17 protein-coding genes, 4 tRNA genes and 1 riboswitch are annotated in these 18925 nt (G+C 60.0%); of the genes, 14 read left to right on the top strand and 7 right to left on the bottom strand.

Annotated elements, in window-relative coordinates; genetic code table 11:
* Positions 1-24: 24 nt before the first annotated feature.
* The 5 genes from astA (at position 25) to astE (ending at position 5422) form a co-directional block, all read left to right on the top strand.
* Positions 25-1050: an arginine N-succinyltransferase gene (gene astA, locus HX866_RS33710; RefSeq protein WP_177098417.1), complete on the top strand. Its 1026-nt coding sequence runs from the start codon at positions 25-27 to the stop codon at positions 1048-1050.
* On the top strand, positions 1047-2516 hold the full coding sequence (gene astD, locus HX866_RS33705) for a succinylglutamate-semialdehyde dehydrogenase (protein ID WP_177098427.1): 1470 nt from the start codon (positions 1047-1049) through the stop codon (positions 2514-2516). Before astA ends, astD begins: the two co-directional genes overlap by 4 nt.
* Positions 2517-2705: 189 nt before the next feature.
* The gene (gene astB / locus HX866_RS33700; protein WP_177098416.1) at positions 2706-4052 is read left to right on the top strand and encodes an N-succinylarginine dihydrolase; all 1347 of its coding nucleotides are present in this window, start codon (positions 2706-2708) and stop codon (positions 4050-4052) included.
* 57 nt (positions 4053-4109) lie between these two features.
* A complete protein-coding gene (locus HX866_RS33695; RefSeq protein ID WP_103496542.1) occupies positions 4110-4397 on the top strand; it encodes a topoisomerase II in 288 nt (95 codons plus the stop codon).
* A gap of 17 nt (positions 4398-4414) precedes the next feature.
* Entirely contained in the window at positions 4415-5422 is a 1008-nt protein-coding gene (astE, locus tag HX866_RS33690) for a succinylglutamate desuccinylase (protein WP_177141271.1), read from the top strand.
* 72 nt (positions 5423-5494) lie between these two features.
* On the opposite strand, the gene HX866_RS33685 is transcribed toward astE, so the two are convergent.
* Positions 5495-6958 carry a M91 family zinc metallopeptidase gene (locus tag HX866_RS33685; protein WP_177141270.1) on the bottom strand — a complete coding sequence of 488 codons (1464 nt, stop codon included), beginning with the start codon at positions 6956-6958 and terminating at the stop codon, positions 5495-5497.
* Positions 6959-7096: 138 nt separating this feature from the next.
* Positions 7097-7588 (bottom strand): 6,7-dimethyl-8-ribityllumazine synthase, encoded by a 492-nt coding sequence (locus HX866_RS33680; protein WP_177141269.1) that lies wholly within the window; start codon positions 7586-7588, stop codon positions 7097-7099.
* A 128-nt stretch (positions 7589-7716) separates the two neighbouring features.
* A riboswitch (FMN riboswitch) is annotated at positions 7717-7887 on the bottom strand.
* Positions 7888-8241: 354 nt separating this feature from the next.
* On the opposite strand from HX866_RS33680, the gene alaS reads away from it, so the two are divergent.
* The 6 genes from alaS to HX866_RS33650 all read left to right on the top strand — a co-directional run bounded on the left by alaS (position 8242) and on the right by HX866_RS33650 (position 13063).
* On the top strand, positions 8242-10866 hold the full coding sequence (gene alaS / locus HX866_RS33675) for an alanine--tRNA ligase (protein ID WP_177105988.1): 2625 nt from the start codon (positions 8242-8244) through the stop codon (positions 10864-10866).
* A 95-nt stretch (positions 10867-10961) separates the two neighbouring features.
* Complete coding sequence (locus tag HX866_RS33670) at positions 10962-12203, top strand: aspartate kinase (RefSeq protein WP_177098411.1); 1242 nt, start codon at positions 10962-10964, stop codon at positions 12201-12203.
* 186 nt (positions 12204-12389) lie between these two features.
* A complete protein-coding gene (gene csrA, locus HX866_RS33665) occupies positions 12390-12578 on the top strand; it encodes a carbon storage regulator CsrA (protein ID WP_002554426.1) in 189 nt (62 codons plus the stop codon).
* A 61-nt stretch (positions 12579-12639) separates the two neighbouring features.
* A tRNA-Ser gene (locus HX866_RS33660) sits at positions 12640-12730 on the top strand.
* A gap of 108 nt (positions 12731-12838) precedes the next feature.
* A tRNA-Arg gene (locus HX866_RS33655) sits at positions 12839-12915 on the top strand.
* 71 nt (positions 12916-12986) lie between these two features.
* Positions 12987-13063, top strand: a tRNA-Arg gene (locus HX866_RS33650).
* Between the two features lie 65 nt (positions 13064-13128).
* Here HX866_RS33650 and bamE read toward each other — a convergent pair.
* Positions 13129-13596 carry an outer membrane protein assembly factor BamE domain-containing protein gene (gene bamE, locus HX866_RS33645; protein ID WP_177105987.1) on the bottom strand — a complete coding sequence of 156 codons (468 nt, stop codon included), beginning with the start codon at positions 13594-13596 and terminating at the stop codon, positions 13129-13131.
* Positions 13597-13916: 320 nt separating this feature from the next.
* Here bamE and mgtE point away from each other — a divergent pair, with 320 nt between their 5' ends.
* Positions 13917-15359 carry a magnesium transporter gene (mgtE, locus tag HX866_RS33640; protein WP_177098409.1) on the top strand — a complete coding sequence of 481 codons (1443 nt, stop codon included), beginning with the start codon at positions 13917-13919 and terminating at the stop codon, positions 15357-15359.
* A gap of 68 nt (positions 15360-15427) precedes the next feature.
* Here the strand turns inward: mgtE and HX866_RS33635 are convergent, their stop codons facing one another.
* The 3 genes from HX866_RS33635 to HX866_RS33625 all read right to left on the bottom strand — a co-directional run bounded on the left by HX866_RS33635 (position 15428) and on the right by HX866_RS33625 (position 16559).
* Complete coding sequence (locus HX866_RS33635; protein WP_103497682.1) at positions 15428-15751, bottom strand: Arc family DNA-binding protein; 324 nt, start codon at positions 15749-15751, stop codon at positions 15428-15430.
* 353 nt (positions 15752-16104) lie between these two features.
* Complete coding sequence (locus HX866_RS33630; protein WP_177141268.1) at positions 16105-16296, bottom strand: PA3371 family protein; 192 nt, start codon at positions 16294-16296, stop codon at positions 16105-16107.
* 23 nt (positions 16297-16319) lie between these two features.
* Complete coding sequence (locus HX866_RS33625; protein ID WP_177098407.1) at positions 16320-16559, bottom strand: hypothetical protein; 240 nt, start codon at positions 16557-16559, stop codon at positions 16320-16322.
* Between the two features lie 355 nt (positions 16560-16914).
* On the opposite strand from HX866_RS33625, the gene HX866_RS33620 reads away from it, so the two are divergent.
* Positions 16915-16991, top strand: a tRNA-Arg gene (locus HX866_RS33620).
* Between the two features lie 120 nt (positions 16992-17111).
* Positions 17112-18656, top strand: coding sequence for a class I SAM-dependent methyltransferase (locus tag HX866_RS33615; RefSeq protein ID WP_177098406.1), 1545 nt, complete (start codon positions 17112-17114; stop codon positions 18654-18656).
* Here the strand turns inward: HX866_RS33615 and HX866_RS34110 are convergent.
* Positions 18634-18925, bottom strand: a 292-nt coding sequence (locus HX866_RS34110; protein ID WP_218179835.1) for a hypothetical protein, incomplete at its 5' end; no start/stop codon positions are given. The genes HX866_RS33615 and HX866_RS34110 overlap by 23 nt on opposite strands.

Genomic DNA, 18925 nt, shown 5'->3' with positions numbered 1-18925 from the left:
CCGGTGCCCGTTTGAGGAGATAGCATGATCGTTCGTCCCGTACGCAGCAGCGATTTACCCGCTCTGATCGACCTGGCCCGCAGCACGGGCACCGGCCTGACCACTTTGCCGGCCAACGAAGAGCGCCTGGCCCATCGGGTCGGCTGGGCGGAAAAAACCTTCACGGGCGAAGCCGGTCGCGGCGACGCGGACTATCTGTTCGTGCTCGAAGACGATACCGGGCGCGTGGTCGGCATCAGCGCCATTGCCGGCGCCGTGGGCCTGCGTGAGCCCTGGTACAACTTCCGGGTGGGCCTGACGGTCAGCGCCTCCCAGGAACTGAAGATCTACCGGGAAATTCCGACCCTGTTCCTGGCCAACGACCTGACCGGCAACTCCGAGCTGTGCTCGCTGTTCCTGCATGCCGATTATCGCAGTGGTCTCAATGGCCGCATGTTGGCCAAGGCGCGGATGCTGTTTATCGCCGAGTTCCCCGAGCTGTTCGGCAACAAGATCATTGCCGAGATGCGCGGCATGTCCGACGAAGCCGGGCGCTCGCCGTTCTGGGAAAGCCTGGGCCGGCACTTCTTCAAGATGGAGTTCAGCCAGGCCGATTACCTGACGGGCGTGGGCAACAAGGCCTTTATCGCCGAGCTGATGCCCAAGTTCCCGCTGTACACCTGTTTCCTCTCCGAAGAGGCGCGCGCGGTGATCGGCAAGGTGCACACCGACACCGAGCCGGCACTGGCGATGCTCAAGGGCGAAGGTTTCAGTTATCAGGGTTATGTCGACATCTTCGACGCAGGCCCGGCGGTCGAGTGCGAAACCAGCAAGATCCGCGCGGTGCGTGACAGCCAGGCGCTGGTGTTGGCCATTGGCACCCCGGGGGACGATGCCACGCCGTACCTGATCCACAACCGCAAGCGCGAGGACTGCCGCATCACCGCGGCCCCGGCGCGCCTGGCGGCGGGGACCCTGGTGGTCGATCCGCTGACTGCCAAACGTCTTCAACTCAGTGCGGGTGATCAGATCCGTGCAGTACCGTTGTCTGCTTCCCGGGAGTCGAAATAATGAGCACGCTTTACATCGCCGGTACCTGGCAGGACGGCCAGGGCGAAGCCTTCGAGTCGTTGAACCCGGTGACCCAGCAAGTGCTGTGGTCCGGCAAGGGCGCCAGCGCCGCGCAGGTCGATGCCGCCGTGCAGGCTGCGCGCCAGGCGTTTCCGGCCTGGGCCAAACGTTCCCTCGACGAGCGGATTGTCGTCCTCGAAAGTTTTGCCGCGCAGCTGAAAAGCCGTGCCGACGAGTTGGCTCGTTGCATCGGTGAAGAAACCGGCAAGCCCCTCTGGGAAGCCGCGACCGAAGTGACCAGCATGGTCAACAAGATTGCCATCTCGGTACAGAGCTACCGTGAGCGTACGGGCGAGAAGAGCGGCCCGCTGGGCGACGCCACCGCCGTGTTGCGCCACAAGCCCCACGGTGTGGTGGCGGTGTTCGGTCCTTACAACTTCCCCGGTCACCTGCCTAACGGGCACATTGTTCCGGCGTTGCTGGCCGGTAACAGCGTGCTGTTCAAACCGAGCGAACTGACCCCGAAGGTTGCCGAGCTGACCGTGCAGTGCTGGATCGAGGCCGGCCTGCCGGCTGGCGTACTGAACCTGCTGCAAGGTGCGCGGGAAACCGGGATCGCCCTGGCGGCGAATACGGGGATCGACGGTTTGTTCTTCACCGGTTCGAGCCGCACCGGCAACCATCTGCATCAGCAGTTTGCCGGGCGTCCGGACAAGATCCTGGCCCTGGAAATGGGCGGCAACAACCCGCTGGTGGTCGATCAGGTCGAGGACCTGGACGCGGCGGTGTACACCATTATTCAGTCGGCCTTTATCTCCGCCGGGCAGCGTTGCACTTGCGCCCGTCGCCTGCTGGTGCCCGAAGGCGCCTGGGGCGACAAGCTGCTGGAGCGCCTGGTGGCGGTCAGCGCAACCATTGACGTCGGTGCGTTCGACCAGCAGCCGGCGCCGTTCATGGGTTCGGTGGTTTCCCTCGGTGCCGCGCGTGCGTTGATGGAAGCCCAGGCGCATCTGTTGGGCCATGGTGCCCTGGCGTTGCTGGAAATGACTCAGCCACACGCCAATGCCGCGTTGCTGACCCCGGGTATCCTGGATGTCACGGACGTGGCCGATCGTCCTGATGAGGAGCTGTTCGGGCCGTTGCTGCAAGTGATTCGCTACACGGATTTCGACGCCGCGATTGCCGAGGCCAACAACACGCAATACGGTTTGGCGGCAGGCCTGCTGTCGGATTCCGAAGCACGTTACCAGCAGTTCTGGCTGGAAAGCCGGGCCGGGATCGTCAACTGGAACAAACAACTGACGGGGGCTGCGAGCAGCGCGCCGTTCGGCGGGGTCGGGGCCTCGGGCAACCATCGCGCCAGCGCCTATTACGCGGCGGACTATTGTGCGTACCCGGTGGCATCCCTGGAAACGCCGAGCCTGACGGTACCGGCGACCTTGACGCCGGGTGTTCGGCTTTCCTGAGGCATCGGGCCTTGCGGCCCTATCGCGAGCAAGCTCGCTCCTACAGGGGGCCGCGTATGTCACTCGTGTGCGGAATGTTCTGTACGCCGCGAAACCTTGTAGGAGCGAGCTTGCTCGCGATGACCGCAAAGCGGTCGCCCTACGCAGATGATTTGATGCTTATAAAAACAGATCCATGGAGCCTCGCCGATGAAATCCTTTGAAGTCAATTTTGACGGTCTTGTAGGCCCGACCCATAACTACGGCGGCCTGTCCTACGGCAACGTCGCGTCCCAGAGCAACAGCCAGCAGTCTTCCAACCCCAGGGAAGCGGCGCTGCAAGGCCTGGCGAAAATGAAAGCGCTGATGGACATGGGTTTTGTCCAGGGCGTGCTGGCTCCACAGGAGCGCCCGGATGTGGCCGCCCTGCGCAGCCTGGGTTTCTCCGGCAGCGATGCCCAGGTGATCGAGCAGGCCGCCAAGCAGGCGATGCCGCTGCTGGTCGCCAGTTGCTCGGCATCGAGCATGTGGGTGGCCAACGCCGGTACCGTCAGCCCGAGTGCCGACACCGCCGACGGCCGCGTGCATTTCACCGCCGCCAACCTCAACTGCAAATACCACCGTAGCATCGAGCACCCGACCACCAGCCGTGTGCTGGGTGCCATGTTCGCCGACGCCAAGCACTTCGCCCACCACGCGGCACTGCCTGCCGTCGCCCAGTTCGGCGACGAAGGCGCGGCCAACCACACGCGTTTCTGCCGTGAGTATGGCGAAGCCGGCGTCGAGTTCTTCGTCTTCGGTCGCAGCGCCTTCGACACCCGTTACCCGGCCCCGCAGAAATACCCGGCGCGCCAGACCCTCGAAGCCTCGCAGGCGGTCGCCCGCCTGCATGGCCTGAGCGACGACGGCGTGGTCTATGCTCAACAGAACCCGGCGGTGATCGATCAGGGCGTGTTCCACAACGACGTGATCGCGGTGGGTAACGGCGAAGTGTTGTTCTACCACGAGGACGCATTTCTCGACACTGAGCAGATGCTCGCCGAGTTGCAGGGCAAGCTGGCCAAGCGCGGGGGCAACTTCCAGGCGATCTGCGTGCCGCGCTCGAAAGTGGCGGTGGAGGACGCGGTACGTTCCTACCTGTTCAACAGCCAGTTGCTGACCCGTGCCGACGGCGGCATGTTGCTGATCGTGCCGGAAGAGTGCCGTGGCAACCCGCGGGTCTGGGCCTACTTGCAGGAGCTGACCAGCGCTGGCGGCCCGGTACGCGAGGTCAAGGTCTTCGACCTCAAGCAGAGCATGCAGAATGGCGGTGGCCCGGCGTGCCTGCGTTTGCGCGTGGCCTTGAAGGAAAACGAACTGGCGGCGGTCAATCCGGGGGTTATCATGACGGCGCCGTTGTATGGCACGCTGACCCAGTGGGTCGACAAGCACTACCGCGACAGCTTGCGTGAAAGCGACCTGGCTGACCCGCAGTTGTTGCTTGAATGCCGAGCGGCATTGGATGAACTGACGCAAATCCTTAAACTGGGCTCGGTTTACCCATTCCAGATCAATTGAAGGCCGACGCTCTGTCTTGGAGCGCGGCGTTTTACTTCCAGACGAGAGCCTAAAAACATGAGCGATACCCTGCAGCTGATCCTTGAAGACACCGACGGCACTCAACTGGAAACCTCCTGCACCCGCGTCGCGGTGATTTGGCAGGGCAAGGAATTGTGGATTCAGCACGACGGCCGCGGCCAGTTGCTGATCGGTGTCGATGTCGAGGAAGGCGATGCCGAATACGCCAACCTGTTGTTGCGTCCGCTGGCGACCAACCTGGTCAGCCTGCAACTGGAGATGGAGCCGGCCGAAATCGGCGAGGACGATCATGTCCACGGCCCCGACTGCGATCACCATCACTGATTAAGGAATACCGCGCCATGCTCGCCCTCGGCAAACTGCTTGAACTGACCCTCGCCGGTCGTGAACCGGCGGAGAAGACTCAACTGATGGTCGACGGTGTGCGCATGCGCTGGCTGAGTGAGGGCGCACTCGAAGTGCGGCCTCCCGAGGCCCGGGACAACGGGCTGGACCTGCTGTTGTCCGCCGGTATCCACGGTAACGAAACAGCGCCGATCGAGTTGCTCGATCGCCTGTTGCACGACATTGCCCGGGGCGATCTGAAGCCCCGCGCACGTATTCTGTTCCTGTTCGGCAACCCCGAGGCGATGCGTCGCGGCGAGCGATTTGTCGAGCAGGACGTCAATCGGCTGTTCAATGGCCGGCATGAGCAGAGCAGTGGCAGCGAGGCCTTGCGTGCTTGTGAGCTGGAGCGCCTGGCGACGAGTTTCTTCAGCCTGCCGGATCGCGAGCGCCTGCACTATGACCTGCACACCGCCATTCGTGGTTCGAAGATCGAACAGTTCGCGCTTTATCCCTTCAAGGAAGGTCGAGCGCATTCCCGTCGCGAACTGGCCCGCCTGCGCGCGGCTGGAATGACCGCGGTGCTGTTGCAGAACAAACCGTCGATCGTTTTCAGCAGCTACACCTACGATAAGCTGGGCGCCGAGTCCTTTACCCTGGAACTGGGCAAGGCCCGGCCATTCGGCCAGAACGAGGGCGTGGATGTGTCGCGCCTGGAGTTGCGCCTCAAGCAGATCATCGAAGGCAGTGAACCGGCCACCGATGACACCCTTGAAGGTTTGCAGCTGTTCAGCGTGGCGCGGGAAATCATCAAGCACAGTGACCACTTCCTGATGCACCTGCCGGCGGATATCGAGAATTTCTCGGAACTGCCCCAGGGCTATCTGCTGGCCGAGGACCTGGCGAACAGCCGCTGGGTCGTGGAAGAGCAGGGCGCGCGGATCATCTTCCCCAACCCGAAGGTGAAAAACGGCCTGCGGGCGGGGATCCTGGTGGTGCCGTCTGGCAGCGAAGGCTTGGTTTAGCGCTAGATTGCCCGGGTTCGTGTGGGCAATCCCGGTTCTTTGCCCAATGAGTTTTCAGTGAAGGGCATCCGCTCAGTCTTCCCGGTATTGCTTGCGCGGCGGGATACCGAACTCCAGGCGTAGCCCGTTTTCGGTAAAGGCCTCGGGGTTGGTGGTCAGCGGCGGTGTCGCGGAGTTGGCGTCGAAATCGAAGGCGGGGACCTGGGCCTCCAGCCCGACGGCCTGGAGTTCGGCATTACGGACCAGGTTGCGAGGTTTGCCTGCGTCGACACCATCTGGCCCCAGGCCGGGGAAAGTCGTCCCTGTCACGAAGTTATAGGCATGACAGAGTTCGTGGTAAAGATGCACGATGCTGGTGACTTCAGCCTTGAGAAACGAGGGGTCGTAGTACACCGTGCAGCCCTGTGCCGGGGTTCCGGCCTGACCATGTTCGATAAACAAATGGTCCTGCTCCGTGCCTCCCGGATGGCACATGCCGTTTTCCTCCTCGCTCAGTTCCTTGATCACTACCGGGATGCCACTGGCTTCCTTGGCCCGGCCGAGCGCATCGAGCAATTGCTGGCCGTTGCCTGAGCCCAGCAGCAGCCTGAGGTCGTCATTGACCCGTTCCTGGAAGCGCGGGCTGCCTTCGACGATCACACCGCAAGTGTCCAGGCCCTTGGCCGCGATCATCACGCCGGGGTCATCGGCCAGGGTGGTGGGCACGGGTTGCGACACGGAGTAGGCGTTGAACAGTTGCATATCGGCTCTCAACCCGCTGACGAGGTCCGTGCCGGTGCCGGTGTAGATCGTGGTGGGACCGGGACCTGGAATGATCTCGTCGTCGCCTTCGCCACCGCTGAGCACATTGCTCTGGCCTTGGCCGCCAGCCACCAGATCATCGCCTTGCCCACCCTCAACGAAGCAGGCGCCTTTGCTGGCGCTGACGTCCAGGGTGTCGTGGCCCTGGCCGCCATAGACGGTCACGGGCCCGTCACCCAGGGCGGAGACGTAATCATCGCCTTCCCCGGTCTCGATATAGCTGGCGCCCGAACGAGTGAAGACGCTGTCGTTGCCGGAGCCGGTATGAACTTTGGTGAAGCCGCCCCCGCACTGCACGCGGTCGGCTCCCGCCCCTGAATCAATGAAAACCGTGGCCTGGACATCGTCGTCGATGATGATCTCGTCATCGCCTTCCTGTGTGCGCAGGACTATGACCTGCTCGGAAGATGAACGCTTGAGGTGATAGCGCGATTCGTTGATATCCAGGACCAGGTCGCCCCGGTACAGGTGCGCGCCTTCATGGCGTTGGCCGACGGTGGTGAAGACCAGGTGGTCTTTCGGTCCGCGATAATCAGGTGATGCCTCGAGTTTCTTGCGCTCGATCAGGACATTTTCGTCCTGGTGCAATGGATGGATGTGCATGATGCGCGCGTCATCCGGGTACTCGTTCAAGGGGGTGATACGAGGATGGATGATTTCGGCGTCGCCTTCGATCCAGTGTTCCTTGTCAGGCATGGCCTGTTGGTGCGGGTGAAGAATATCGGGGGGATTCATGTCGTGGTGTCTCCGCAGGCGGTGGGTTTCGAAAGCCCCTGGGGGGGCCAGGTTTCGAATCCACTTAAGCGCATTGGCGACGGCGGGAGGGCATGCAGGGTTATGACCTGCCGGCGCGGGCCGGCAGGTACAAGGGGCTCAGACCGCTACTTTCTGCGGTGTGAGGCGCGGCAGGGCGCGCAGTTTGCTCAGGGTGTCGGCGCAGGTTTTTGCGGCTTCCTGGCCCTTGTGCACGAAGTGATCGAAGAAGAATTTCTGATGTTCTTCACCCGCGTGGAAGTGGTGCGGGGTCAACACCACCGAGAACACCGGTACTTCTGTTTCCAGCTGGACCTGCATCAGGCCGTCGATCACCGCCGTGGCGACGAAGTCATGGCGGTAGATGCCGCCATCGACCACCAGGCCGGCGGCAACCACGCCGGCATAACGCCCGGACTTGGCCAGCAACTTGGCGTGTAGGGGGATTTCGAAGGCGCCGCCGACTTCGAAGAAGTCGATATCGCTTTCCTGATAGCCCAGCTTGGCGATTTCCGAGACAAAACCGTGACGTGCCTGATCGACAATATCCTTGTGCCAGCAGGCCTGGATAAAGGCGATACGTTGGTTGTGATGAATGGTGGTGGGTTGCATCTGTTCTGACTCCTGTTTGTGTGAAAAACAGGGCGATATGAATCGAATGGGATTCAAGGGTGCGTTCAGCTTCGCGGTGGGATGCTCGCAGGCACTCACGGATTCAGCGGACGGCCCCTGGGTGTCAATCCCGTTCTCTCTTCATCCGGACTATGACCGTCGGCCCCGGGATCACACCGGGTCTGCTGACCTTGTCGAAGCGACAGCCAAAGCCGTCCGAATCGCCAAGCGCTCGCGGGCTAGACGCATTGCGCGCCATTACCGCCGGTGGGGAGTTGCACCCCGCCCTGAGAACGTTGCCGCCAGACTTTCTGGCGGCGCTGAGTTTTTAACATATATTTTCAGGGGGCGCATGTCGTCGTTTCGATAATGACTATCGAATTTCTTCAGCAAACGCCGGCCCGACCTGTCGTCGAGCACGCTGCAACGACCCGGTGTATAGGGACGTCAGGCGTACGTAACTTGAACAAGTTGTTGCAGTATTGGCCGAATTTAGCCGTGAATGAGGCAGCAGGCGGTCCAATTGACGGTTTCTATCGTATAAACACACTGTACCCAAGGCGCAGGGCCGATATAATGCGGCCCTTTGCAAGTCGCAAACCCTTTTGGATGTGATGCACTTGCGTTTGGCCGCAGACTCCGTGGAAGAACCTATGAAAAGCGCAGAAATCCGTGAAGCCTTCCTTCGCTTCTTCGAACAGCAAGGCCACACCCGTGTTGCCTCCAGCTCTTTGATTCCGGGCAACGACCCGACCCTGCTGTTCACCAACGCGGGGATGAACCAGTTCAAGGACTGTTTCCTGGGCCAGGAAAAGCGCGCCTACACCCGCGCGGTCAGCAGCCAGAAATGCGTGCGCGCCGGTGGCAAGCACAACGACCTGGAAAACGTCGGTTATACCGCCCGTCACCACACCTTTTTCGAAATGCTCGGCAACTTCAGCTTTGGCGACTATTTCAAGCGTGATGCGATCACCTTTGCCTGGACCTTCCTGACTTCCGACAAGTGGTTGAACCTGCCGAAGGAAAAGCTCTGGGTCACGGTCTACGCCAGCGATGACGAAGCCTACGACATCTGGACCCAAGAGGTCGGTGTACCGGCCGAGCGCATGGTCCGTATCGGCGACAACAAGGGCGCGCCTTACGCGTCCGACAACTTCTGGACCATGGGCGATACCGGCCCGTGCGGTCCGTGCACCGAGATTTTCTACGATCACGGCGCCGATATCTGGGGCGGCCCACCCGGCTCGCCGGAAGAAGACGGTGACCGCTACATCGAAATCTGGAACAACGTGTTCATGCAGTTCAACCGCACCGCCGACGGCGTGTTGCATCCGCTGCCGGCGCCGTCGGTGGACACCGGCATGGGCCTGGAGCGGATCAGTGCGGTGTTGCAGCACGTTCACTCCAACTATGAGATCGACCTGTTCCAGAGCCTGTTGAGCGCTTCGGCCCAGGCCATCGGTTGCACCAACGACAACCAGGCTTCGCTGAAAGTCGTGGCCGACCATATTCGTTCCTGCGGCTTCCTGATTGCCGACGGTGTGCTGCCGTCCAACGAAGGCCGTGGCTACGTGCTGCGTCGGATCATTCGCCGCGCTTGCCGTCATGGCAACAAGCTGGGCGCCAAGGGCAGCTTCTTCTATCAGATCGTTGCCGCCCTGGTGGCCGAGATGGGCGAAGCCTTCCCTGAGCTGAAATCCCAGCAGGCGCATATCGAGCGCGTGCTCAAGGCCGAAGAGGAGCAGTTCGCCAAGACCCTGGAGCAAGGCCTGAAGATCCTCGAACAGGACCTGGCCGAACTCAAGGGCTCGGTCGTCCCGGGTGATGTGGTGTTCAAGCTGTACGACACCTACGGTTTCCCGATGGACCTGACCGGCGACATCGCCCGCGAACGCAACCTGACTCTCGACGAGGCCGGTTTCGAGCGTGAGATGGAAGCCCAGCGCGTCCGTGCACGTTCGGCCAGTTCCTTCGGCATGGACTACAACAGCCTGGTCAAGGTCGACGTCGCCACCGAGTTCACCGGCTACAGTGCTACCAGCGGTTCGGCGAAAGTCGTGGCGCTTTATAAAGAAGGGCAGTCGGTCGACGTCTTGAATGAAGGCGAAGAGGGCGTTGTGGTCCTGGACCAGACTCCGTTCTATGCAGAGTCGGGCGGCCAGATCGGTGACTGCGGTTATCTCAAGGCGGCTGCCGGTCGCTTTGATGTGCGCGATACCACCAAGACCGGCGGCGCGTTCCTGCACCACGGGGTGCTGGCACAAGGCAGCTTGCTGGTCGGTGCCCAGGTTGACGCCCAGGTGGCCGCCGAGGTGCGCCACGCCACGTCCCTGAACCACTCGGCCACGCACTTGCTGCACGCCGCGTTGCGCCAGGTGCTGGGCGAGCACGTCCAGCAGAAGGGCTCGTTGGTCGACAGTCAGCGCCTGCGCTTTGACTTCAGCCACTTCGAAGCCATCAAGCCGGAACAGCTCAAGGCCCTGGAAGACATCGTCAACGCCGAGATCCGCAAGAACTCGGCGGTGGAAACCGAAGAAACCGATATCGATACCGCCAAGAAAAAAGGCGCCATGGCGCTGTTCGGCGAGAAGTACGGTGACAGCGTTCGCGTACTGAGCATGGGCGGCGATTTCTCCGTTGAGCTGTGTGGCGGTATCCACGCCAACCGCACCGGCGATATCGGCCTGCTGAAAATTACCAGCGAAGGCGGCGTCGCTTCGGGCGTACGGCGTATCGAGGCGGTCACGGGAGCTGCGGCACTGGCTTACCTGAACGCCGGGGAAGAGCAACTCAAGGAAGCCGCGAACCTGATCAAGGGCAGTCGCGACAACCTGATCGACAAGCTGTCGGCGGTGCTGGAACGCAATCGCCTGCTGGAGAAACAGCTGGAGCAATTGCAGGCCAAGGCCGCCAGTGCGGCGGGCGATGACCTGTCGGCTTCGGCCCTGGACGTCAAGGGCGTCAAGGTCCTGGCCGTGCGTCTGGACGGGCAGGATGGCAAGGCGCTGCTGGCGCTGGTCGATCAACTGAAAAACAAACTCGGTCGCGCAGTGATCCTGCTCGGCAGTGTCCATGAGGAAAAGGTCGTTCTGGTCGCAGGCGTGACCAAGGACCTGACTGGCCAACTCAAAGCCGGTGATCTGATGAAACAAGCCGCTGCGGCAGTGGGCGGGAAGGGCGGTGGTCGTCCGGACATGGCGCAAGGCGGTGGTATTGACGCTGCGCAACTGGATGCCGCACTGGCCCTGACCGTGCCATTTGTCGAACAGGGCGTTTAAGGCCGCGACGGGTGCCTGCTGTCTAGTGGCAGGCACCGCAGCTGTGAAGTTGAATGATTAATGGGCGCCCCTTTACGGGCTGAGGCGGCTTAGAAATGGCTTTGATCGTACAGAAATTCGGAGGTACCTCGGTCGGCTCCGTCGAGAGAATCGAGCAGGTAGCCGACAAGGTTAAGAAGTTCCGTGAGGCCGGTGATGACCTGGTGGTTGTACTGTCCGCGATGAGCGGCGAGACCAACCGCCTGATCGAACTGGCCAAGCAAGTCAGTGGCGATCAGCAACCGGTTCCCCGTGAACTGGATGTGATCGTTTCCACCGGCGAGCAGGTGACCATTGCCTTGCTGGCCATGGCGCTGATCAAGCGCGGTGTGCCGGCGGTCTCCTACACCGGCAACCAGGTGCGGATCCTGACCGACAGCGCGCACAATAAAGCGCGCATCCTGCAGATCGACGATCAGAAGATTCGTGGCGATCTGAAGGCCGGTCGCGTGGTTGTGGTCGCCGGTTTCCAGGGCGTCGACGAGCACGGCAACATCACCACCCTCGGGCGTGGCGGTTCCGACACCACCGGCGTGGCGCTGGCAGCGGCCTTGAAGGCTGACGAATGCCAGATCTACACCGACGTCGATGGCGTCTACACCACCGATCCGCGCGTTGTGGCCCAGGCTCAGCGCCTGGACAAGATCACCTTCGAAGAGATGCTGGAAATGGCCAGCCTCGGTTCCAAGGTGTTGCAGATCCGTGCGGTCGAGTTCGCCGGCAAGTACAACGTTCCGCTGCGCGTCCTGCACAGCTTCAAAGAGGGTCCGGGTACCCTCATTACTATTGATGAAGAGGAATCCATGGAACAGCCGATCATTTCCGGCATCGCCTTCAACCGCGATGAAGCCAAGCTGACCATCCGTGGCGTGCCAGACACCCCCGGCGTGGCCTTCAAGATTCTCGGCCCGATCAGTGCCGCGAACATCGAAGTCGACATGATCGTGCAGAACGTTGCGCACGATAACACCACCGACTTCACCTTCACCGTGCACCGCAATGACTACCAGGGCGCGCAAACCGTCCTGGAAAACACCGCGCGTGAGATTGGTGCCCGTGAAGTGGTCGGCGACACCAAGATCGCCAAGGTGTCGATCGTCGGTGTCGGCATGCGCTCCCACGCGGGTGTGGCCAGCCGCATGTTCGAAGCGCTGGCCAAGGAAAGCATCAATATCCAGATGATCTCGACTTCGGAGATCAAGGTCTCCGTGGTGATTGAAGAGAAGTACCTGGAGCTGGCGGTACGGGCGCTGCACACGGCCTTCGAGCTCGATGCACCGGCCCGACAGGGCGAGTAACGCGTAGTCCCCAAGGGCGCGGTTGAACCGCGCCCTTTGTTTTTCTTGATGGGCGTGGGTGGGAGCTGTTCTTTTGCCTGCGCTGGTCAATACTTGGGGGTGTAGGGCGATGGCTATATAGCCTGTAAGCCGAAGCCCTTTTTGCAGACTGTTGTCCCTGAACTGAAGTGCGTGTAGGAGAAAGGTATGCTGATTCTGACTCGTCGGTGCGCAGAGAGCCTGATCATCGGTGACGGTGAAATCACTGTGACCGTGCTTGGCGTCAAAGGAAATCAAGTACGAATTGGGGTCAATGCACCCAAGGAAGTGGCCGTACACCGTGAGGAAATCTACCTGCGGATCAAGAAAGAGAAGGACGAAGAACCAAGCCATTAATTTTATTTGATTTTTTGCTTTGCAAACGGGGAAAGGTTGGTTATTATACGCCCCGTGTTGCGGAGAGGTGGCCGAGTGGCCGAAGGCGCTCCCCTGCTAAGGGAGTACACCTCAAAAGGGTGTCGGGGGTTCGAATCCCCCCTTCTCCGCCATTATTTATCTAGTACGTGTGAATCTGGCTTCTTCGGTAAGTTGTTGAAATTACTAGAAAAAAGCGCTTTACAAAAAGATTTCACGGCCTATAATGCGCGGCAACAAATGCACTCGTAGCTCAGCTGGATAGAGTACTCGGCTACGAACCGAGCGGTCACAGGTTCGAATCCTGTCGAGTGCACCATTTAAGCGTTGTTGGTAGTGATACGAACAACGTGGCTTCAACCAGTTGTGATCTGGTCTAAAAACACACATGCACTCGTAGCTCAGCTGGATAGAGTACTCGGCTACGAACCGAGCGGTCACAGGTTCGAATCCTGTCGAGTGCACCATACACCAAGAAGCCCGCACTGGTTGCGGGCTTTTTGCTGTCTGGCGTTTGAGTCTGTGATACGGACTAACGTTTGACGCATCCTTTCTCATCCAGCACCACCAGGCTGCTGCGACCCTTTTTCAGCGTGTAGTGATAGCGCATCGCGTTATTGGTCGTGCTGATCCGATCCGGCCTGCCCAGGGCGCTTTCCACTTCCAGGCGATTCATGCCGGGGCGAACCTGCTGGTGAATGATGGCCCGACGTTTCTCCTGTGGGCTCAGCAGATTGGCGCAGCCGTCATCGTGTTCGCCGACGACGATCAGTTCCCTCGCCGCTGTGGTTGCTGGTTTCGGGCTGCTGGCGGGTACGGGCCTGCTTCCGGGTGCGGGATTGTGCGCACGCTGAGGCTGTAGCGTTTCATTAGGCGCGCAGCCCAGGGTGGTGAAGGTGATATGGCCGCTGTCGCTTTCGCAGCGATGGACGATGGCGGCACCCGCTGGGAAGGGCAGGCAGAGTGCGAGCAGCAGCGAGAGAGCGGTTCTGGGCGGCATGGGCGTCCTCCTTGACGATCATCCACTCAGCCTAGTCAGGCGCTTCTGGTTGGGTGCTGTGTTTTCTTTTCAGGATGAGTCGTCGTAGGGGAAAGGCCGTTGCAAAGCGCTCGGCCAGGTGTTGCAAGCGCTTGTTCTTGCCAAGATTTTTGGTCTTGAGGGAGTGGGGACAGTGTATGATTACGCCCGTCAGCCCCGCCGGGGTTTTTGGAATATTTCCATGGACTTACCCAGTAGTTACTTAAATTTTCGCTGTGCCAATCACGAATTGACTGATTGATCCTTCCGGCGTGCCCCGCTGCTGGGAGTGGAGCTCGCCTATGACCGAAGTTGAAGTAAAGAAAAGCCAGGACAGCCTGCAGGACCGTCTCGCCCAGGTTATCGACCTGTTGCAGCGTCAGCGGGTGGTCGAGGACCTGACGCATCGCCAGGAAGGTCCTCATCACGACCGGGTGGAAAACCTGGTGCACCGGCAGAACCTCGTCGAGTTGCAGCGCAAGCTCGATGACCTGCACTCGGCCGACGTCGCCTATATTCTCGAAGCCTTGCCCCTGAACGATCGCCTGACCGTCTGGCAGTTGGTCAAGGCCGAGCGTGACGGCGATATCCTGCTCGAAGTCTCCGACTCCGTACGTGAAACCCTGATCGCCGACATGGACGACCAGGAGCTTCTGGCTGCCGCCAAGGAAATGGACGCCGATGAACTTGCTGACCTGGCTCCCGAGCTGCCGCGAGACGTCGTCCATGAGCTGATGGAGGCCCTCGACGGCCAACAGCGTGAGCGCGTTCGCTCCGCGTTGTCCTATGACGAGGAGCAGGTCGGCGCGCTGATGGACTTCGAGATGGTCACCATCCGCGAAGACGTCAGTCTGGAAGTGGTATTACGCTACCTGCGTCGGCTCAAGGAGCTGCCGGGCCATACCGACAAACTCTTCGTGGTCGATTATGACGGCGTGCTCAAGGGCGTGCTGCCGATCAAGCGTCTGCTGGTCAACGATCCCGAGAAGCAGGTGGCCGATGTCATGGCCGGCGACCCGGTGACCTTTCACCCGGATGAGGACGCCTACGACGCCGCCCAGGCTTTCGAGCGTTATGACCTGATTTCCGCCCCGGTGGTGGACAAGAACGGCAAGCTGATCGGCCGTTTGACCATCGATGAAATGGTTGACCTGATTCGTGAGGAAAGCGAAAGCGAAGTCCTCAATATGGCGGGGCTGCGGGAAGAAGAGGATATCTTTGCTTCGGTCTGGAAATCCCTGCGCAACCGTTGGGCGTGGCTGGCGATCAACTTGATCACGGCCTTTATCGCTTCGCGGGTGATCGGCCTGTTCGAGGGTTCCATCGAGAAGCTGGTGGCCCTGGCTGCGCTGATGCCGATCGTTGCGGGCATCGGCGGTAACTCGGGTAACCAGACCATCACCATGATCGTGCGCGCCATGGCGCTCGACCAGGTCAGCACCGGCAATACCTCGCGGCTGATGCGCAAGGAGTTGGCGGTGGGCTTGATCAATGGCCTGGTGTGGGGTGGGGTGATCGGCGTGGTCGCCTATCTGCTTTACGGCAGTTGGTCACTGGGCGTGGTGATGACCGCGGCCATGACCCTCAACCTCCTGCTGGCGGCCTTGATGGGCGTGTTGATCCCCATGACGTTGGCGCGCCTTGGGCGTGACCCGGCCATGGGTGCCAGTGTGATGATTACCGCCATGACCGACAGCGGCGGCTTTTTCATCTTCCTCGGGTTGGCGACCGTCTTCCTGCTCTAAGCGCTTTCCGGCCAAATCCCGGGCAAAAAAAAGCCAGCGCATCGCTGGCTTGAGCTTTCAGGGATGAATCAGCTGGCGTCCGCCATTTCGGCGTCATGGGCGATCAGCGACACGAGTGCATTCTGCTGGCGATGGGAGAGCTGGCGGAAACGCTGGAGCAACTCACGCTCATGCAGAGAGAGTTCAGGGCTGTCCAGCCGCATGCTCAACTCGTCGCCCAGTGCACCTTCCTGAATAAGGCTCTGCTCCAGGCGTGCAATGATCTCGGAATTCATGCTGCGGTGATGGTTACGAGCCACCTCGGCGATGCGTTCACGCATTCCATCGGGCAGACGCACGACGAACTTGTCAGCCGTACGGCTGGAATAAATTGCCTGTTTCAATGGGCGCATAGTTTTAAACCGGTTAGTTCAGGGGAGCGGTTCTCGGAATTGGCCGCAGGATGTCAGTAGGACAGCATGCTTGGCCAAATGTTCAACCCGAATTGAAATGAGGCCCGCATCATGCCTCAAATTTGCCAGATCCTTGGCGTCAATTCTGTGACAAATATTGAACTGGACAGGGGCAATATGCCAGCACCAATTATCAGAAATGCGCACTGGTCTGAAAGTTTCATCCGGTGGCACCTTGCTGATCGGCCATCCTGGGCCTGTCAAGAAGCGTCTGGTTGGCACGGCGCGGATTTTACCTGCTGGCCTGGCCTTTTGCTTCTAATGTTAAAGCGTAGTGGCTATTTGCTGGTTTTCTAGTCTTCGGAGGTGCGCAAGATCGGGTCGAAGCGGATTTTCCGACCAGCGAACAATGCCAGGACAAAAAAACCGCCAAACAGGCCGGTTGCGACGACCAGCGGTAAGGTGAAGGCGTCGGCTGGGGCCATCCACAGGGCAATGCTGGCGAGCAAGGTCAGGATCAGGAAGGTGATGGCGTATCGGGACATGGGAATTCCTTGGTGGAGTGGGCTCAGAACGTCAGTCGGTCCGGTGTGTCCGTGAACGCGGCGGTTGTCTGGCGGTTATCATCCGGGACGCTGCTGCTGCTGCTGCTGCTGCTGGCGGGGTGGCGAGTCATGACGGCCCGTTGTGCGGGCTGCTGCAGGCCGGCGTGGGCGTAGGGCAGGGATTGTGGCTCCGGTTGAAAATGGAAGGCGGCCAGTGCGATCAATGCCAGTGCATTCAATGTCAGAAGAATGGGGGTATTCATCGCAAGGCTCTCCATGGCTGATACTGAATCAGACGTTTTTCCGTGGAGAGAATCAGAGCAGGCTGCATGCCAAGCTTTTTACCAGAAAAAACACTTTTAAAACAATGGCTTGTATTTTGTTTTGGTTGTGAGGGCGTTGCACTTTGCAATGATGGCGTTTTGTAATAATGCAAAATGCCCGATGAAGTGTCTGACAGCCTTTGCGGTAGGCGGCGGCGGTGGCTCAACGGGGTCAGGCCACGTTTGGGGGCGCTCGCCTACTGTTAATAAAGCCCATGGACGACATGACAAACGACGGCATGCCCGTTAACATGCACGCCGTCCTTCGCGCCGCCTGTCCTGGTGGCCGACCGTTGTCTCAGTAGCTCAATTGGATAGAGCATCCCCCTCCTAAGGGGAAGGTTGGCAGTTCGAACCTGCCCTGGGACACCATCTAATTTCAAGCACCCTGTCATTACACCGCGTGGGATATTTTCCACTTGTGGTGCGTCATGGCGAGCCCTTATAAGGGGAGTCTTTTTACTCTCGACAATAGATGGAAGGATGTCAGCCATGAGCGAAGCTTGGAGTGAAGGCTATTTCACGGACGAAGGCTACACCTACGGGTATAGCCGGGAAATCAATCCGGTGTTCCAGCGCTACTGCTTGTTGTTGCGTGGCTTTGCAAGTCTGGAGAGTGCGAGCGCCTATCACTGCGAGCTGGGTTTTGGCCAAGGTGTCTCGGTCAATATCCATGCTGCGGCCAACCCGGGGCGCTATGTTGGCACGGACTTCCACCCAGCCCAGGCGGCTCATGCCAACGCGTTGGCAACCAGCTGCGGCAGCGAGGCCCAACTCTATGACGACAGCTTCGAACAATTGCTGGCCCGTGATGATTTACCGCAATTTGACAGTATCAGCTTGCATGGCATCTGGACCTGGGTCAGCGGTGATAACCAAAAACTGATTGTCGAGTTCGCCCGTCGATATCTCAAGCCTGGTGGTCTGCTCTATATCAGCTACAACTGCTTTCCCGGCTGGTCTCCATTGGCGCCGCTGCGTCAGCTGTTCAGCCTGCACGATCGCTTTGGCTCCCATGCCTCCCAGCGCCCGGGCGAACGTATAGAGGCCGCGCTGCAATTTTCCGAGGCGCTGCTGGCGGCAAACCCCCAATACGCCAACATGGCTCCAAACATCGGCGCGAAACTGCAGAGCATCAAGGGGCAGAATCGCCAATACGTTGCCCATGAGTATTTCAATCGCGACTGGAACTGCATGTACTTCACTGACGTGGTGGATGCTCTATCTTCCGCCAAGCTTGACTATGCCACGACGGCCGCGCCGCTGGATTCGGTGGACCCGCTCAACCTGAGTGCCGAAGGTATGGAGTTCCTGGCGGGCATTGAGCACCCCATCATGCGCGAGCAGGCGCGTGATTACTTCGTCAATCAGAGTTTCCGTCGAGATCTGTACGTGCGTGGTGCCAACAGGTTGTCCACTGCGGAACAGCGCGAGAGCATGCTCAATACACGTTTTGTCCTGCTTCAGGCAGCAGAAAGTGTACCGGGTGTCGTCAGCGGCCCGGCCGGTGAGGCTTCGCTGTTGGCGGAGGTATATGGTCCGGTACTCGAAGCGCTGGCGGCCAGGGCCTATGTGCCGAAAACCTTGCGGCAGTTGTTGGCAGCTGTGCCCTCGATGGCTTATGGCGACCTGGAGCAGGCTGTCAATGTATTGGTCGGTATGGGCGTAGCGGCGCCTTGTCAGAGTGAGGCGGCCGAGAAGCTGGTGCAGGCCCGTTGCAGTACCCTGAACCTGCATCTGTGCAAGCGTTCGTTGTTCCATAACCAGATCCAGACCCTGGCCAGTCCGGTGACCGGAGGTGGAGTGCCGGTCAGTCGCTTCCAGCAGTTGTTCCTGATATCGATCAAGCAAGGTAAAAAACAACCGGCTGAATGGGCGCAACTGGCATGGGGCATCATTGGCGAGCAAGGTGAAGGTCTCCTCAAGGACGGTAAGCCTTTGAGCACGGCCGAAGAAAATATGGCCGAGTTGCTGGCACAGGCCAAAGCATTTCAAGAGAACTCGCTGCTCGTTCTCACGGCGTTGAAAATCGTTTGATCGTCGGTGGATCAGACAGGAAGGTATTTGCCTGGGGCAGACTGAAGTGGGGATAGGTTCTGATTCCCGCTTCTATATAGAAGAAGGCCGACCCTTGGGTCGGCCTTCTGCGTTTTCGGGCTTTTTTGATCTGCTCTCTTGTAGGGACGGGCTTGCTCGCGATGGGGCCTTTGAGACTTGCGCCGCCTATAAGGCCGTCATCGCCAGCAAGCCGGCTCCTACCAGGTAGGTTTTGCGGGGCTTTTTTACCCATTTGCCATAAAACTGAA

The sequence above is a fragment of the Pseudomonas gingeri genome (assembly GCF_013386165.1).
Lineage (GTDB): Bacteria > Pseudomonadota > Gammaproteobacteria > Pseudomonadales > Pseudomonadaceae > Aquipseudomonas > Aquipseudomonas gingeri_C.
This window is presented reverse-complemented; position numbering and strand designations above follow the sequence as displayed.

Bases quoted from the DNA above. Each gene is read 5' to 3' on its own strand.
- HX866_RS33685 (WP_177141270.1), bottom strand. From the start codon at position 6,958: ATGAATCCCCCCGATATTCTTCACCCGCACCAACAGGCCATGCCTGAC.
- HX866_RS33635 (WP_103497682.1), bottom strand. From the start codon at position 15,751: ATGCGCCCATTGAAACAGGCAATTTATTCCAGCCGTACGGCTGACAAG.
- HX866_RS33695 (WP_103496542.1), top strand. From the start codon at position 4,110: ATGAGCGATACCCTGCAGCTGATCCTTGAAGACACCGACGGCACTCAA.
- HX866_RS33680 (WP_177141269.1), bottom strand. From the start codon at position 7,588: ATGCAACCCACCACCATTCATCACAACCAACGTATCGCCTTTATCCAG.
- alaS (WP_177105988.1), top strand. From the start codon at position 8,242: ATGAAAAGCGCAGAAATCCGTGAAGCCTTCCTTCGCTTCTTCGAACAG.
- astE (WP_177141271.1), top strand. From the start codon at position 4,415: ATGCTCGCCCTCGGCAAACTGCTTGAACTGACCCTCGCCGGTCGTGAA.
- mgtE (WP_177098409.1), top strand. From the start codon at position 13,917: ATGACCGAAGTTGAAGTAAAGAAAAGCCAGGACAGCCTGCAGGACCGT.
- HX866_RS33625 (WP_177098407.1), bottom strand. From the start codon at position 16,559: ATGAATACCCCCATTCTTCTGACATTGAATGCACTGGCATTGATCGCA.
- HX866_RS33630 (WP_177141268.1), bottom strand. From the start codon at position 16,296: ATGTCCCGATACGCCATCACCTTCCTGATCCTGACCTTGCTCGCCAGC.
- astB (WP_177098416.1), top strand. From the start codon at position 2,706: ATGAAATCCTTTGAAGTCAATTTTGACGGTCTTGTAGGCCCGACCCAT.
- bamE (WP_177105987.1), bottom strand. From the start codon at position 13,596: ATGCCGCCCAGAACCGCTCTCTCGCTGCTGCTCGCACTCTGCCTGCCC.
- astA (WP_177098417.1), top strand. From the start codon at position 25: ATGATCGTTCGTCCCGTACGCAGCAGCGATTTACCCGCTCTGATCGAC.
- csrA (WP_002554426.1), top strand. From the start codon at position 12,390: ATGCTGATTCTGACTCGTCGGTGCGCAGAGAGCCTGATCATCGGTGAC.
- HX866_RS33615 (WP_177098406.1), top strand. From the start codon at position 17,112: ATGAGCGAAGCTTGGAGTGAAGGCTATTTCACGGACGAAGGCTACACC.
- HX866_RS33670 (WP_177098411.1), top strand. From the start codon at position 10,962: ATGGCTTTGATCGTACAGAAATTCGGAGGTACCTCGGTCGGCTCCGTC.